14 protein-coding genes are annotated in these 16,209 nt (G+C 64.8%); 6 read left to right on the top strand and 8 right to left on the bottom strand.

Translation table 11 applies throughout. The annotated features are described in order from the left end of the window. Positions 1-21: 21 nt before the first annotated feature. Entirely contained in the window at positions 22-1,638 is a 1,617-nt protein-coding gene (ctaD, locus tag ACTEK7_RS16310; RefSeq protein ID WP_035996582.1) for a cytochrome c oxidase subunit I, read from the bottom strand. 83 nt (positions 1,639-1,721) lie between these two features. Continuing rightward, positions 1,722-2,576, bottom strand: coding sequence for a cytochrome c oxidase subunit II (coxB, locus tag ACTEK7_RS16305; RefSeq protein ID WP_035996579.1), 855 nt, complete (start codon positions 2,574-2,576; stop codon positions 1,722-1,724). Between the two features lie 458 nt (positions 2,577-3,034). On the opposite strand from coxB, the gene ACTEK7_RS16300 reads away from it, so the two are divergent. From ACTEK7_RS16300 to ACTEK7_RS16285, 4 genes are all read left to right on the top strand, one after another. Then, entirely contained in the window at positions 3,035-3,568 is a 534-nt protein-coding gene (locus ACTEK7_RS16300; RefSeq protein WP_035996576.1) for an invasion associated locus B family protein, read from the top strand. Between the two features lie 112 nt (positions 3,569-3,680). Further along, positions 3,681-5,108, top strand: coding sequence for a metalloprotease TldD (tldD, locus tag ACTEK7_RS16295; protein WP_109145594.1), 1,428 nt, complete (start codon positions 3,681-3,683; stop codon positions 5,106-5,108). Further along, entirely contained in the window at positions 5,105-5,884 is a 780-nt protein-coding gene (gene lepB, locus ACTEK7_RS16290; protein WP_109142209.1) for a signal peptidase I, read from the top strand. The genes tldD and lepB overlap by 4 nt, the downstream gene beginning before the upstream one ends. 10 nt (positions 5,885-5,894) lie before the next feature. Continuing rightward, entirely contained in the window at positions 5,895-6,461 is a 567-nt protein-coding gene (locus ACTEK7_RS16285; protein WP_035996550.1) for a nucleotidyltransferase family protein, read from the top strand. 109 nt (positions 6,462-6,570) lie between these two features. Here the strand turns inward: ACTEK7_RS16285 and ACTEK7_RS16280 are convergent, their stop codons facing one another. The 3 genes from ACTEK7_RS16280 to ACTEK7_RS16270 all read right to left on the bottom strand — a co-directional run bounded on the left by ACTEK7_RS16280 (position 6,571) and on the right by ACTEK7_RS16270 (position 9,215). After that, positions 6,571-7,137, bottom strand: coding sequence for a PAN domain-containing protein (locus ACTEK7_RS16280; protein ID WP_225147427.1), 567 nt, complete (start codon positions 7,135-7,137; stop codon positions 6,571-6,573). 113 nt (positions 7,138-7,250) lie between these two features. After that, the gene (locus ACTEK7_RS16275; RefSeq protein WP_036020556.1) at positions 7,251-8,621 is read right to left on the bottom strand and encodes a glutamate--cysteine ligase; all 1,371 of its coding nucleotides are present in this window, start codon (positions 8,619-8,621) and stop codon (positions 7,251-7,253) included. A gap of 99 nt (positions 8,622-8,720) precedes the next feature. Beyond that, positions 8,721-9,215 carry a MarR family winged helix-turn-helix transcriptional regulator gene (locus tag ACTEK7_RS16270; RefSeq protein ID WP_035996519.1) on the bottom strand — a complete coding sequence of 165 codons (495 nt, stop codon included), beginning with the start codon at positions 9,213-9,215 and terminating at the stop codon, positions 8,721-8,723. Positions 9,216-9,823: 608 nt separating this feature from the next. Between ACTEK7_RS16270 and ACTEK7_RS16265 the strand changes: the two genes are divergently transcribed. Both ACTEK7_RS16265 and ACTEK7_RS16260 read left to right on the top strand, forming a co-directional pair. Next, positions 9,824-10,132: a hypothetical protein gene (locus ACTEK7_RS16265; protein WP_225113003.1), complete on the top strand. Its 309-nt coding sequence runs from the start codon at positions 9,824-9,826 to the stop codon at positions 10,130-10,132. Positions 10,133-10,506: 374 nt separating this feature from the next. Then, a complete protein-coding gene (locus ACTEK7_RS16260) occupies positions 10,507-10,851 on the top strand; it encodes a hypothetical protein (protein ID WP_036020551.1) in 345 nt (114 codons plus the stop codon). Between the two features lie 49 nt (positions 10,852-10,900). On the opposite strand, the gene ACTEK7_RS16255 is transcribed toward ACTEK7_RS16260, so the two are convergent. The 3 genes from ACTEK7_RS16255 to ACTEK7_RS16245 are packed head-to-tail and all read right to left on the bottom strand — an operon-like array spanning position 10,901 to position 16,188. Further along, positions 10,901-13,114: an FAD-dependent oxidoreductase gene (locus tag ACTEK7_RS16255; protein ID WP_225147428.1), complete on the bottom strand. Its 2,214-nt coding sequence runs from the start codon at positions 13,112-13,114 to the stop codon at positions 10,901-10,903. A gap of 19 nt (positions 13,115-13,133) precedes the next feature. Then, positions 13,134-14,342, bottom strand: a complete 1,209-nt coding sequence (locus tag ACTEK7_RS16250; protein WP_036020547.1) for an acetyl-CoA C-acetyltransferase — start codon at positions 14,340-14,342, stop codon at positions 13,134-13,136. A gap of 55 nt (positions 14,343-14,397) precedes the next feature. After that, positions 14,398-16,188, bottom strand: coding sequence for an acyl-CoA dehydrogenase C-terminal domain-containing protein (locus ACTEK7_RS16245; protein ID WP_225140705.1), 1,791 nt, complete (start codon positions 16,186-16,188; stop codon positions 14,398-14,400). Positions 16,189-16,209 lie beyond the last annotated feature (21 nt).

Below are 16,209 nucleotides of genomic sequence, written 5' to 3'. Positions count from 1 at the left end.
ACGGGCGCCGCGGGGGATTGGTTACTGCACGCGGGGCAGCACTTCGAACTGGTGGAAGGGCGGCGGCGAGGACAGCGTCCACTCCAGCGTGGTCGCGCCGGCACCCCAGGGATTGTCGCCTGCCGGCACCCTCTTCATGAAGGCGTCCAGCACGCAGTAGAGGAAGATCAGCACGCCGAAGCCGGAGATGTAGGAGCCGACCGACGAGACCAGGTTCCAGCCCGCGAACGCATCGGGATAGTCGATGTAGCGGCGCGGCATGCCGGACAGGCCGAGGAAGTGCTGCGGGAAGAACACCAGGTTGACGCCGACGAAGGTGACCCAGAAGTGCAGCTTGGCAAGGCCCTCATTGTACATGTAGCCCGACATCTTCGGGAACCAGTAGTACCAGCCGGCGAAGATCGCGAATACCGCGCCGAGCGACAGCACGTAGTGGAAGTGGGCGACGACGTAGTACGTCTCCTGGAGCACCCGATCGACACCCGCGTTCGCCAGCACGACGCCGGTCACGCCGCCGACCGTGAACAGGAAGATGAAGCCCACCGCCCAGATCATCGGCGCGCGGAATTCGATCGAGCCGCCCCACATCGTGGCGATCCAGGAGAAGATCTTCACGCCGGTCGGAACCGCGATGACCATCGTGGCGGCGACGAAATAGGCCTGCGTCGCCGAGGACATGCCGACCGTGTACATGTGGTGCGCCCACACCACGAAGCCGATGCCGCCGATCGCGACCATGGCATAGGCCATGCCGAGATAGCCGAACACGGGCTTGCGCGAGAAGGTCGAGACGATCTGGCTGATCATGCCGAAGCCGGGCAGGATCAGGATGTAGACCTCGGGGTGACCGAAGAACCAGAACAGATGCTGGAACAGCACGGGGTCGCCGCCGCCGTCGGGGGCGAAGAACGTCGTGCCGAAATTGCGGTCGGTGAGCAGCATGGTGATCGCACCGGCGAGCACCGGCAGTGACAACAGCAGCAGGAACACCGTCACCAGGATCGACCACACGAACAGCGGCATCTTGTGCAGGGTCATGCCCGGCGCGCGCATGTTGAAGATGGTGGTGATGAAGTTGATCGCGCCCAGGATCGAGGAAGCACCGGCGAGGTGCAGCGACAGGATCGCGAAGTCAACCGCCGGGCCGGGATGGCCCGAGGTCGACAGCGGCGCGTAGATGGTCCAACCCGCCCCGACGCCGTTGGAGCCCGGCTCGCCCTCGACGAAGGTCGACATCAAGAGCAGCGCGAACGATGCCGGCAGCAGCCAGAAAGAGATGTTGTTCATGCGCGGGAACGCCATGTCTGGCGCGCCGATCATCAGCGGCACGAACCAGTTGCCGAAGCCGCCGATCATCGCGGGCATGACCATGAAGAAGATCATGATTAGGCCGTGCGAGGTCACGAACACGTTGTAGGTATGGGCCTCGTGGAAGACCTGCACGCCCGGATACATCAACTCGGCCCGGATCGCGATCGACATCGCCGCACCGATGATGCCGGCGACGACCGCGAAGATCAGGTACATCGTGCCGATGTCCTTGTGATTGGTCGAATAGACGTAGCGCCGCCATCCGGTCGGATGGGCATGCTCGTCATGATGCGCGTGATCGCCGTGTGCCGCTGCGCTCGTTGCCATTTTCAAATCCTGCCTTGCGTCCCATTCGGACCTTTGGAGGTCCCACCCTTATCGCTTTCAGTCCCTCAGGCCGCCCCCGGCGCTTACTGCGTCGGGCCGGCCGCGGAGGCGTAGGTGCTGGTGCCGCCGCTCGCAAATTTCTTCTTCGCCGTCTCGACCCAGGAGGCGAACTCCTGGTCGCTCACCACGCGGATCGCAATCGGCATGAAGGCGTGATCCTTGCCGCACAGTTCCGAGCACTGACCGTAGTACATGCCGGTCTTGGTAGCCTTGAACCAGGTCTCGTTCAGACGGCCGGGAATGGCGTCGATCTTGACGCCGAAAGCCGGCAGCGCGAACGCATGGATGACGTCCGCACCCGTGGTCTGGACGCGAATCACCTTGTTGACCGGCACCACCATCTCGTTGTCGACGCCGAGCAGACGGGGCTGCTTGTCCTGCGCCATCAGCGAATCGAATTCGAACTTGCCGTTATCCGGATAGGCATAGGACCAGTACCACTGCTTGCCGGTCGCCTTCACGGTCAGGTCCGCTTTCGGAATGTCGAGCTCCAGGAACAGCAGCCGGAACGACGGCACCGAAATGCCGACCAGGATCAGCACCGGGACGAGCGTCCAAGCCACCTCGATCAGCGTGTTGTGGGTGGTCCGCGACGGCACCGGATTGGCCTTCGCGTTGAACTTGACGACCACGATCACGAGCAGCGCCAGGACGAACAGCGTGATCAGAGTGATCAGCACGAAGAGGAAGTTATGGAACCAGACGATGTTGTCCATCACCGGGGAACCGGACTGCTGAAGCGTCCACTCCCACGGCGCCGGCTGCCCGAGCTCGGCCAAGGCCGCACCACCCGTCGCCAGCGTGACTCCAGTCGCCACCAAGGCGATGGTGGCCAATCCCAGCAATTGCCGGCCCACCCGACCCATCGACATCCTCATGTCGTTCGCGCTCCCCTTCCGAGATCACCCCACGTGCATTCCCCTGCTTGCGGGAAACGCTTATTCGATCCGCCAGTCCGACAAACCGCCACGCAAGAATACCTCTAAGAGGAATTGGGGCCAGATCGCTAGAACGCGAAATCAAGCCTCTCAAACCATAATTCTTGATCTATCGCAATGCAGTCTTGAGCCCCGCCTGCCAGCCATCACCGGCAAGATATTTCCCAGCAAGATCAGACAAAAATACCGTTTCCCGGGACGCTGCGGCTTGACAGCGGAATTGCCCGCGGTAGGCACTGGAAGACTGCCACGCGGCAGCCTGATTCGTGCGGGCAATGGCGGTGTGGGCGGCGCGGAATTTGCTTGGGAATCGCCTTCAAGACGCCGTCATTCCGTATCAGTCCGCCAGATCAGTCCGCCAAGCGCGAGCAACCCAGGCGAGCAGAGGGACCGACCCGATGGGGCTTTCGAGATCGATGGCAAGGCCGGCGAACGGCCTCCCGGCGCTCGCCGGCCTCGTGGCTGCGATGGTCCTGCTGGCGCTGCCGGGGCTCGCCCATGCGCAGGGCGCGGTGCGCTCCGTCCATGGCGACTGGCAGATCCGCTGCGACACCCCGCCCGGCGCCCAGACCGAGCAATGCGCCCTGATCCAGAGCGTGGTGGCCGAAGACCGCTCCAATGCCGGCCTGACCGTGATCGTGCTCAAGACCGCCGACCAGAAGAGCCGGCTGATGCGCGTGGTCGCTCCGCTCGGGGTCCTCTTGCCCTCCGGCCTCGGGCTCAAGCTCGACAACCAGGACGTCGGCCGCGCCGGCTTCGTCCGCTGCCTGCCCAATGGCTGCGTCGCCGAGGTCGTGCTGGAAGACAAGCTGCTCGGCCAGCTCCGCAGCGCCAAGACCGCGACCTTCATCATCTTCGAGACGCCGGAAGAAGGCATCGGCTTCCCGCTCAGCCTGAACGGACTGGGTGAGGGCTATGACAAGCTGCCGTAGCAGCGGCTAACCTTGACAATCCTTTTGTTTCCGTAATGTGAGGCTTCGCGCTCTCGCGGAACCGATCCGAAACCATTATCTTGCCCCACATCCCCGGCTAATGGACGGACGCATGACCAATCCTGCCACGACCTCCCTGCTCGACCGTGCCAATCTCGACCGCGACCAGGTTCGCAGCGAGGTCGCGCGTGGGCTTTCCGGCGCCGACGACGGCGAGCTGTTCCTGGAATACAGCCAGACCGAAGCGCTGATGTTCGACAATGGGCGGCTGAAGCAGGCGACCTACGACACCTCGCAGGGTTTTGGCCTGCGCGCCGTCAAGGACGATGCGGTCGGCTACGCGCATTCCTCCGACGTCTCGCTGCCGGCGCTGATCCGCGCTGCCGATGCGGTTGCCGCCGTGCGCGGCGGCTACTCCGGCAGCTTCTCGGCGCCGCCGCCGCATACCAATGTCCGCCTCTATGGCGACGACAATCCCCTGGATGCCCCAGGCTTCGAGACAAAAGTAAAACTGCTCGCCGAGATCGACGCTTACCTGCGCGACAAGGATCCACGGGTGCGGCAGGTCAGCGTCAGTCTCGGCGCGACCTGGCAGGTCGTCGAGATCCTGCGGCCCGACGGTGAGAGCTATCGCGACATCCGTCCGCTGGTGCGCGTCAACATCTCCGTCGTCGCCGGCCAGGGCGACCGCCAGGAGAGCGGCAGCAAGGGCTATGGCGGCCGCGCCGGCTATGCCGAGTTCATCGAGAGCAGGAATTGGCGCGAGGCCGCCGACGGCGCGCTGCGCGAGGCGCTGGTCAATCTGGAGTCGATTCCGGCGCCCGCCGGCGAGATGGACGTCGTGCTCGGCGCCGGCTGGCCCGGCGTGATGCTGCATGAAGCGGTCGGCCACGGCCTCGAGGGCGACTTCAATCGCAAGAAGACATCTGCTTTTGCGGGCCTGATGGGCCAGCAGGTCGCGGCCAAGGGCGTCACCGTGGTCGACGACGGCACCATCGCCTCGCGCCGCGGCTCGCTGTCGATCGACGACGAGGGCACGCCGACCAATCGCACCGTGCTGATCGAGGACGGCATCCTGGTCGGCTACATGCAGGACCGCCAGAACGCACGGCTGATGAACATGAAGCCGACCGGCAACGGCCGTCGCCAGGGTTATGCCCATGTGCCGATGCCGCGCATGACCAACACCTACATGCTCGCCGGCGACCGCGATCCGGCCGAGATCATCGCCTCGGTTAAGAACGGCGTGTTCGCCGCGAATTTCGGCGGCGGACAGGTCGACATCACCTCGGGCAAATACGTGTTCCAGTGCACCGAGGCCTACAAGATTGAGAACGGCAAGATCGGGGCGCCCCTGAAAGGCGCCATGCTGATCGGCAACGGACCGACCGACCTGCATCGCATCCGCATGATCGGCAACGACCTCGCACTCGACACCGGCATCGGCACCTGCGGCAAGAACGGCCAGGGCGTGCCTGTCGGCGTCGGCCAGCCGTCGCTGCTGATGGAACGCATCACCGTGGGTGGAACCGGCGCATGAGCGTTGAAGACAAGGTCACGGTCAGCCCCAAGCGCAAAAGCAGCGGCTGGGGCGGACAGATCGCTCAGCTCGCCGGCATCGTCGCCGCGGTCTTCATCGCCAAGGGTGCGCTCGCCGAGCCGTTCTACGTGCCGTCGGGCTCGATGGAGCCGACGCTCCTGATCGGTGATGCGCTGCTCGCCTCGAAATTCCCCTATGGCTACGGCACCTCGTCGCTGCCGATCCAGATCAGCCTGCCGGAAAGCGGCCGCGTGTTCGCGGAGACGCCGAAGCTCGGCGACGTCGTCGTCTTCCGCTGGCCCGGCGATCGTTCGCAGGCCTGGGTCAAGCGTGTCGTGGGTCTGCCCGGCGACCGCATCCAGATGCGGCAGGGCCAGCTCTTCATCAACGACCGTCCGGCCGAGCTGAAGCCCGACGGCATCGGTGCCGCCGAGAACGACCGTGGCGGCAGCGAGCCCGCCTATCGCTATGTCGAGACGCTGCCGAACGGCGTCTCGCATCTGATCTTCAAAATGCGCGACAGCGGTCCGCTCGACAACACGCCCGAGGTGACGGTCCCGGCCGGGCATCTGTTCGTGCTCGGCGACAACCGCGACAATTCCGCCGATAGCCGCGTGCCGCTGCGCTCCGGCGGCGTCGGCCTGCTGCCGATCGACAATCTGATCGGACGTGCGGACGCCGTGGTCGGCTCCTGGGACCTCGGCATGCGCAGCCAGCCGGTGTGGACCTGGCTGTCCGGATTCAGGCTGTCGCGGTTCTTCACCGCCGTGCACTGACCGGTCGCAGGTGAGCAAGGACGAATTCCTCGCGCTCGCCTTACGCAATCCGGTCAACGCCGCGATCGCCGACGAGCTGCATCGACTTGCATTACCGGATGCATGGCTGGTGTCGGGATGCCTGGTGCAGACGGTATGGAACGTGCTCACGGGGCGCCCGATCGACCACGGCATCGCCGATTACGACGTGTTCTATTTCGGCGCCGACACATCGTGGGAGGCCGAGGACGCGGTGATCCGCACCCTCCATGCGCGCCTCGCGCATCTCGGCGCCAAGATCGAGGTCCGCAACCAGGCCCGCGTGCACATGTGGTACCCGGCCAAGCACGGCCTGCCCTATCCGCCGCTGAGAAGCTCGAGGGAAGGCATCGACCGTTTCCTCACGCAGAACACGCAGGTCGGCGTCAGGCGCGCAAGCGATGGCCACGAGGTCTACGCACCGCGCGGGTTTGACGACATTGCGGCACTGATCGCGCGGCCAAATCCAGGACCGAATTTTTCCGCGGCGAACTACGAAGCGAAGGCTAAGCGCTGGAAAGCGCTGTGGCCGGAGATCACGGTGATCGCGGCGGAGTGAGGTGCCTCACGCGTCCCGTCTCTGCAGTGCGGCGCTGAAGAAGCGCCGCCATAGCGCGTCGAAGACGCGCGTAAACGCGCTGATGGCGTCCGGGGCACGAGTATGGATGCTACCGCACCACGCCCGACGTGAACCCCGCCTTCCTTCGCGGCGGCTTGATTTCCTTCTTCAGGAAGCAGCGCGCCTCGCGCCCGGTGTAGCCGGGGCGGGCATAGGTGAAGGCGCGGCATTTGTTGTCGGCGATGCAGGCGGCCTTGCACGCCTCGACGCTTTCGCCATCCTTGAGTTCGAAATTGCGCAAGTCGCCGCCGGGACGGTCGATCGACGTCTCGACGCCTTCCACGCGCGGCTCGATCACGCCGGCGCCGCGCACGCCCGAGATACAGCAGCTACCCGGCACGCGCGCCGGCACGGTGTTCTTCAGCCAGCACACGGCCGAGCCGCCTTCGACATCGGGATAGTTGAAGCTCCAGGAGCGGCAACGGCGATCGCGCTCGCACAGCAGCGCGCAATCCTCGGGATCGCCGGAGGTGACGGGCGTACTGAAATAGTCGCCGCCGGGTCGGTCGAACGCCGTCTGGGCAAGCGCCGGCGCGCTCGCAAACGCAAGCGAAAGCAGCGTGACACATGCCGCGGCGCTGGCCATGATGGCCCCGGACAGGCGGCCCTTCCACATCGGAACAGCTTTCGAGTTATTGACGACGCTCAGGTTTTTCAGCCGATCATTTGATCGCCGCAAACCTGTATGGGCGATGAACGACTGAATCCTCGGTGCCCGGCTTCAGAGGTCTAGAACGCGTATTCCGCGTAGGCCGGTTCCACCGAACCCTTCCAGGGTCCGTTGAATTTATCCAGCATCTCCTCGGCCGGCGTCCGGCCGGAATCGATGATGCGATCGAGCGGCTCGAGATGCCGGGTTTCGTCGCGGCCGAGCTGGTCGATCCGGCCGCGCCGGCGCAGGCCGGCATGGGCAAGAACGAGGCATTCCTTGGCGATCTCGAACAGATAGCGGTCCTTGATCCGCGCCTTGAAGCCCATGCGCGGCACGTCGTCGCGCAGGGCCTGGCGTTCATGCGCGCTCCAGTGCTTGACGATCTCCCAGGCGGCATCGAGCGAGGCATCGTCGTAGAGCAGCCCGACCCAGAACGCCGGCAGCGCCGGCAAGCGGCCCCACGGGCCGCCGTCCGAGCCGCGCATCTCGAGATAGCGCTTGAGCCGCACTTCCGGGAAGATCGTCGAGAGGTGGTTGGCCCAGTCCGACAAGGTCGGACGCTCGCCGGGAAGGTTGTTGTTGCGGCCGTCGAAGAAGGCGCGGAACGAGGAGCCCGAGACGTCAATGTACTCCTCGCCGCGCTTGACGAAATACATGGGCACGTCCAGCGCATAATCGACATAGCGCTCGAACCCCATGCCGTCCTCGAACGCCCACGGCATCATGCCCGCGCGCGCATTGTCGGTGTCGCGCCAGATCTCGGACCGGAACGAGAGGAAGCCGTTCGGCCTGCCCTCGGTGAACGGTGAATTAGCGAACAGTGCAGTTGCGACCGGCTGAAGCGCGAGCGAGACGCGCAGCTTCTTGACCATGTCGGCTTCGGAGGAGAAGTCGAGATTGGTCTGCACCGTGCAGGTCCGGTACATCATGTCGAGGCCGTATTGACCGACCTTCGGCATGTAATTGGTCATGATCTTGTAGCGGCCCTTGGGCATCACCGGGATATCGGCGCGCGACCAGGACGGCGTCATGCCGAGGCCGAGGAAGCCGATGCCGAGCGGGGTTGCGATCTCGCGCACCTGCGCCAAGTGCGCCATCAGCTCGCTCTGGGTCTGGTGCACGTTCTCGACCGGCGCGCCGGACAGCTCGAACTGTCCGCCGGGCTCGAGCGAGATGGCGCCGCCGCCGGTGACGTCGTAGAGGCCGATGATGTTGCCCTGCTCCATGATCGGCTCCCAGCCGAGCAGGAGCTTCATGCCTTCGAGCAGCGCGCCGATGCCGCGCGCGCCCTCGTAAGGCACCGGACGATGGCCGTCGAGCGTGAACGGCGTTTTCTCGTGCTCGGTGCCCATGCGGAACTCGGACGGGTCCTTGCAGCCTGCCTCGAACCACGCGACGAGCTCGTCGCGTGATTGCAGCGGCGTCATGTCGATCTGGTCTCGCGCCATATCAAACTCTAATCAAAAGCGCTTCGACCGAACGCGCGCGGGTGACAGGGACGGCCCGCGAACCCACCGGTTGCACGGGCGAGCGGGATTGCCGCGCGATCATCGCGACGGCATGGTTTCGTTGGCGGCCGCGGGCGGCAGTTTCATCTCGCCGCACGAGCAGCCCAGGCGATCGAGCAGATTGCTGAGCTTGACGGCGTCGGCGTCCGACAGTTTCGAACCGACATATTTCTCGATCGCGGCCGAATAGGCGCCCCACATCCGCTTCTGCAGCTCGCGGCCGGCTTCGGTGATCTCGACGAACTGGCCGCGCTTGTCGATCTTGCATTCGCGCCGCGAGGCGAGGCCCTCGTCGACCAGGCGATCGATCAGGCGCGAGGTCGAATATTGCGGGATCAGCATCTGCCGCTCGAGCTCGACCGGCCGCAGCTCGCCCGAGGGCGCCCGCGACAGTTCGAGCAGCGCGTCATACCAGGCCAGCGGTGGGAAGCCGGCCTTCTTCAAGTCCTGCTCGACGCAATCGAGCACGCGGCTCTGCACCCGCATCAGGCGGATCCAGGCGGCGGTTGCCTCGGTCGATGGTTTGCGTTTCATGGTCCCGCTCAAGCTCGTCGCCCGTCTCTTACTCCATTCGATGCACCTGCATCAATCTTGACTATTTCAAGCAGGTGCATGTAGTCGTTCTTTCGGCCGAGCCAAGCGTCAGGGGAAGGAAATTCCTCGAAACCGGATGGTTTCCCCGGTGTGTGCCCGCCGTCCCCGCCTCGTGCTCCTGGAGGCCAGCCCGCTCTGTGGCCTGGTCGAGGTCGATAGCGGCGCAAAGAAGCCCGAAATGGTGAGGATTATCTGAAGTTGGGGCCTCCTTCGGGCCAAGCCCCTGCGCTGGGCCTCGACGGCAATCAGATCGTGACGGAAGGCCAAGTGATTGTCCAGATGATCGCCGATCAGCTCTGGTCCGCCGTTCGCGAAGCGTGGCGGGCGGGGTCGACGAAGAGCCGGACCGATGATTCGGCTCTTTGCTTGCGTCATTCGCTAATCCGATGATTCGCGATGCGCTGACGGGGATTTTACGAGCATTGTCCGGGTTAACAATAACTCCGCCTTTTGCGCTCCGCGGACGTCGCCATCCTTGTGAGAGCAATCCTCCTGTGCCTCAACTTCAGCGCGGGACAGGACGCTAACCGTCGGACCGGAAAGCTATTGTGACGACTGTAATCCTCCTCCTGCTCGCGAGCGCAATCACCGGCTTGGCGACGGGTCTATTCTTCCGGGTCTGGACTCTATTGCTGGTCTCGCCGGCGACTGCGATCCTTGCCGCGACGGTGCTTCAGACCTCGGGCTTTGGATTCTGGACGGGCGTTCCAATCGTCGTCGGCTGCCTGATTGCCGGCCAGGTCGCCTATTTGGCGGCGACGTTCTACGTGCACAGAGGTGAGCTTTCAGTGCAGGACGAGATCGACGGCGAACCAGGCAAGCACGGCCAGCGCAACATCAAAGACGAGGACGAGTAAGACCAGGCCAAACCACGAAGGAATTTTTCTGCGCCACCGGAGGAGCCTGCGGCGGCGCCACGGCCGATCCAGCAGCAACAAGGGGGCGTATCTTACCGCAACGCCGGCTGCGCTGTCTTGAGACACCGTGGGGATCATTGCGGGACACCTTCAATGTCGATGGGCCATCCGGTGGATCATCAGCAAGAGCGGTGCCAGGGCGAAGCGAGCGTGGCCGGGGTGGAGGGATTGGGTGCTGGGGTGAGACGAAAGCGCATCAATCGATGTGACAAGGCTCAAGGCAGAGCGCCCAAGCGATGATCCAGCCCTTCCTTTTGTGAACCATCTGATCCGCGGCGACGTCGAAGGAGCATCTCCAGGAGACAATTGCCTCCATGAACATGATCGTCCTCATGACCGCCGCGGGCGCGCCGCTGGCGATGCTCGGGCTCTCGACGCCGGTCGCGCCGGAACGCAATTGCATCTTCACGATCCCTCCGCAGATCACCTCGGCCGTGTTCGAGAGCAGAGAAGGAAAGATCGTCTTTCCGAACCGGCCGACCGAATATCCCTGCCGCTACGCCAGGACGAAGAGCGGCGCGGACGTCGCCTTCACCAACCAGAATGGCTGGCGTTTCGAGGTGCGCATCGGCCGCGGCGACGAAGGCAGCTGGAAGGCCCGTCTCGACGACGATGTCGTCGGAGGGCGCGCCTTCTCGCCGTTCGGCGACGGAAAATGAAAAAGGCCGGATCGACGATCCGGCCTTTGTCTCTGCGTAACCTCTTCCGTCAGGCCGCCGCCTTCTTCGGCGCGAAGCGGCCGTAGAAGGTCTCGCCTTTCGCCGCCATCTCCTCCAGCAGCTTGGGCGGGCTGAAGCGCGAGCCGTACTTCGCCTCCAGCTTGTGGCAGAGCTCGACGAACTTCTTCGTGCCCATGAAGTCGATGTAAGACAGCGTGCCGCCGGTGAACGGCGCGAAGCCGAAGCCGAGTATCGAGCCGACATCGGCCTCGCGCGGATCGGTGATGACGTGGTCCTCAACGGTGCGCGCAGCTTCCACCGCCTGCACCACCAGGAAGCGCTGCTTCAGCTCCTCGATATCGAGCGTATCGGGATCGAGCTGCTTCGGCTGCAAGGCCGAGAGGCCCGGCCACAGGCTCTTCTGGCCCTTGCCCTTCTCGGGATAGTCGTAGAAGCCCTTGCTGTTCTTGCGGCCGAGCCGGCCCTGCTTCTCGACCATCTCCACCATCAGCTTCTTCTGCTCGGGATTGATCGCGTTGGGGCCGAGATCGGCTTCGGTCGCCTTCATGATCTTGAGACCGAGATCGAGCGCGACCTCGTCCGAGAGCGAGAGCGGGCCGACCGGCATGCCGGCCATCTTGGCGCAGTTCTCGATCATCGCGGGCGGCACGCCCTCCAGGAACATCTCGTTGCCTTCGGCGACGTAGCGGCCGACGCAGCGATTGGCGAAGAAGCCTCTGGAGTCGTTGACCACGATCGGCGTCTTGCCGATCTGGCGGACGTAGTCGAGCGCGGTCGCGAGCGCGACGTCGCCGGTGTTCTTGCCGAGGATGATCTCGACCAGCATCATCTTCTCGACCGGCGAGAAGAAGTGAATGCCGATGAACTTCCCCTGATCCTTAAAACTCTCGGCCAGCGAGGTGATCGGCAGCGTCGAAGTGTTGGAGGCGAAGATCACATCAGGCTTCAGATATTGCTGCGCCTTGGCAAAGGTCTCCGCCTTGACCTTGCGGTCCTCGAACACGGCCTCGATGACGAGGTCGACGTCCTTCAGCGCGGCGTAGTCCGCGGTCGGCGTGATGCGCGCGAGCAGCGCTTCGGCGTCCGCAGGCTTGGCGCGGCCCTTCTTGATCTGCTCCTCGATCACCTTCTGGGCATGCGCCTTGCCCTTGTCCGCGCTCTCCTGGTCGCGATCGATCAGGACGACGTCGAGGCCGGCGCGGGCCGAGACATAGCCGACGCTCGCGCCCATGAAGCCGGCGCCGATCACGGCGATCTTCTTCACCTTGGTGGCGGGCACATCCTTCGGACGACGCGCGCCCTTGTTGAGCTCCTGCATCGACAGGAACAGGCTGCGGATCATCGCAGCCGCTTCCTTCGAGCGCAGCACCGAGGTGAAGTAGCGCGACTCCACGCGCAGCGCCGCATCGATCGGCAGCTGCAGGCCTTCATAGACGCAGCTCATGATCGCCCGCGCGGCCGGGTAATTGTCGTAGGTTTCGCGGCGATAGATCGCGTTGCCGGCCGGGAACATCATCATGCCGGCCTTGGAGAACACCGGACCGCCGGGCAGCTTGAAGCCCTTCTCGTCCCACGGCGCGACGGCCTTGCCGCCGCCCTTGATCCAGTCCTTCGCCGCCTTGATGAGGTCGGCGGCGGGAACGATGGCGTGGATCAGGTTCAGCGCCTTGGCCTTGTCGACCGTGACGGGGTCGCCCTTGAGCAGGATGGTCATGGCGTCCTGCGGCGGCGCCAGGCGCGGCACGCGCTGCGTGCCGCCGGCGCCGGGGAATAGGCCGACCTTGACCTCGGGCAGGCCGAGGCGCGTCTTGGGATTCTCCGCCGCGACGCGATAATGGCAGCACAGCGTGATCTCGAAGCCGCCGCCGAGCGCGAGCCCGTTGATCGCCGCCGCCCACGGCTTGCCTGAGGTTTCGATTCCGCGCAGCACCTGCGAGAAGCGCCGGCTCTGGTCGAACAGCATCTGGTTCGCCGCGGTCTCGCCCTGCTCCTTGAAAACCTTCGCATAGGCCTGGTTCATGCCTTCGAGCATGGACAGGTCGGCGCCGGCGCAGAACGCTTCCTTGGCCGAGGTGATGACGACGCCCTTCACCGCGGCATCCGCCGTGGTCGCCTTGACGATCGCCTCGAGCTCGTTGGTCGAGGTCTCGTCGAGCACGTTCATGGAGCGGCCTGGGATGTCCCAGGTGACGAGCGCAATACCGTCGGAATCGGTCTCAACCTTAAAGTTCTTGTACGACATGTTGGTTGCTCCTCAACCCTTAGACGCGCTCGATGATGGTCGCGGTGCCCATGCCGCCGCCAATGCACAGCGTGACCAGGGCGGTGGACTTGTTGGTGCGCTCGAGCTCGTCGAGCACGGTGCCGAGGATCATTGCGCCGGTGGCCCCCAGCGGGTGACCGAGCGCGATCGCGCCGCCATTTACGTTGATCTTGGCATTGTCGATGTCGAAGGCCTGGATGTAGCGCAGCACGACCGAGGCGAAAGCCTCGTTGAGCTCGAACAGGTCGATGTCCGACTTCTTCATGCCGGAGCGCGCGAACAGCTTCTCGGTGACGTCGACCGGACCGGTCAGCATCATCGCCGGCTCCGAGCCGATGTTGGCGAATGCGCGGATCTTGGCGCGCGGCTTCAGGCCGTACTTGCTGCCAGCTTCCTTGCTGCCGAGCAGCACGGCGCCGGCGCCGTCGACGATGCCCGAGGAATTGCCGGCATGGTGCACGTAATTGACGCGCTCGATCTCCGGATGCGACTGCACCGCGACGCCGTCGAAGCCGCCCATCTGCGCCATCATCGTGAACGACGGCTGCAGCTGCGCCAGCGACTGCATCGTCGTCGAGGGGCGCATGTGCTCGTCCTTGGCGAGGATGGTGAGGCCGTTGATGTCCTTCACCGGCACCACGGATTTGTTGAAGCGGCCTTCGTCCCAGGCCTTGCCGGCGCGCTGCTGGCTCTGCACGGCGTAGGCGTCGACGTCGTCGCGCGAGAAGCCGTACTTGGTGGCGATCAGGTCGGCCGACACGCCCTGCGGCATGAAGTAGGCAGGCACCGCCATCGAGGGATCCATTGGCCAGGCCCCGCCGGAGGCGCCGATGCCGACGCGGCTCATGGATTCGGCGCCGCCGCCGATCACGAGCTCATGCTGGCCGCTCATGATCTGCGCTGCGGCGAAGTTCACGGCATCGAGGCCGGAGGCGCAGAAGCGGCTGATCTGCACGCCCGGGACGGCCTCGCCGAGGCCGGCCTTCAGCGCCGCGAAGCGCGCGATGTCGGAGCCGGCTTCGCCAACCGGATCGACCACGCCGAGCACGACGTCATCGACCGAATCCTCGGGCAGGTTGTTGCGGTCCTTCAGCGCCTTCAGCGGCACGGTCGCAAGCGCGAGCGCGGTGACTTCGTGCAGCGCGCCGTCCGGCTTGCCGCGGCCGCGCGGGGTGCGAACGTGGTCGTAGATGAATGCCTCAGGCATGACGCCCTCCTGATGTGATGTTCGGTACGATTGGGAGCAGGCAGCGGAAGCAGGCTCAGAAAGCTTCCGCCGGCAGTTCCATGATGGTGGCGCAGCCGGCCTGGATGCGCGCGAGATTGGCGGCGGTCTCCGGCAGCATCCGCTCCATGAAGAAGCGGCCGGTGACGAGTTTTGTGGAGAGATAGGGCGTCGCCCCGCTCTCGGCAATCTTGGCATTCGTCACCTTGGCCATCCGCGCCCACATGTAGCCGAGCGCGACGAAGCCGAAGAGATGCAGGTAATCGGTTGCGGCGGCACCGGCATTGTCGGGCTTTGCCATCGCGTTCTGCATCAGCCAAGTCGTCGCCTGCTGCAGATGGCCGAGCGAGGTCGAGAGCGGCGTGATGAAGGGCTTCAGCGCCTCGTCGCCGCCGTTCTCCTTGGCGAACGCCATGACCTCGCCGAAGAAGGCCATGATGGCGCGGCCGCCGTCGCGCGGCAGCTTGCGGCCGACGAGGTCGAGCGCCTGGATGCCGTTGGCGCCTTCATAGATCATGGCGATGCGCGCATCGCGCACGAACTGCTCCATGCCCTGCTCGGCGATGTAGCCGTGGCCGCCATACATCTGCTGCGCCTGCACCGCGTTGGCGAAACCATAGTCAGTGAGGAAGCCCTTCAACACCGGCGTCATCAGACCCATGTGGTCGTCGGCGGCCTGGCGGTCCTTGGGGTCTTCGGAGCGGTGGGCGACGTCGCTCTTCAGCGCGGTCCACATCACGAAGGCTCGCGCGGCCTCGTTGAACGCGCGGATCGAGAGCAGCGTGCGGCGCACGTCGGGATGCACGATGATCGGGTCGGCCGGCTTGTCCGGCGCCTTGACGCCTGACAGCGCGCGGCCCTGGATGCGCTCGCGGGCATAGGCGACCGCGTTCTGGTAGGCGACCTCGGACTGCGCGAGGCCCTGCACGGCGACGCCGAGCCGGGCCTCGTTCATCATCACGAACATGCCCTGCATGCCCTTGTTCTCTTCGCCGATCAGCCAGCCGGTGGCGTTGTCGTAGTTCATCACGCAGGTCGAATTGCCGTGGATGCCCATCTTGTGCTCGATCGAGCCACAGACGACGCCGTTGCGCGCGCCCACCGAACCGTCGGCATTGACCAGGAACTTCGGCACCACGAACAGCGACACGCCCTTGATGCCGGCCGGCGCGCCCTCGATGCGGGCGAGCACGAGATGGATGATGTTGGAGGCCAAGTCGTGCTCACCGGCCGAGATGAAGATCTTAGTGCCCGTGATCTTGAAGCTGCCGTCCGCCTGCCGCACTGCCTTGGTGCGGAGCATGCCGAGATCGGTGCCGCAATGCGGCTCGGTGAGGTTCATGGTGCCGGTCCATTCGCCGGCCACCATCTTCGGAACGTAGGTCTTCTTCTGCTCGGGCGTGCCGTGCACCAAGAGCGCCGCGGTCGCGCCCATGGTGAGGCCGCCATACATCGAGAACGCCATGTTGGCGGAGATCTGGAATTCATTGACCGCCTGGCTCAGGGTCACCGGCAGGCCCTGCCCGCCATATTCGGTCGGCGCCGACAGGCCGAGCCAGCCGCCCTCGGCGACCTGCTTGAACGCCTCCTTGAACCCCTTCGGCGTGGTGACGCTGCCGTCATCCGCACGCTTGCAGCCTTCGAGATCGCCGACGCGGTTGAGCGGCTGCAGCACCTCTTCGGCGAGCTTGGCGGCTTCGCCGAGGATGGCCTCGCGCACGTCGCTCGACGCATCGGAGAAGCCCGCGAGATTGTCGTAGCGATCGATCTGGAAGACGTCGTTGAGCAGGAAGTTCACGTCTTCGACGGGGGCTTTATAGATCGGCATAGTGGTCTCCCGGCATGGGGC

Source organism: Bradyrhizobium sp. JHI2711, assembly GCF_056156565.1.
This window is presented reverse-complemented; position numbering and strand designations above follow the sequence as displayed.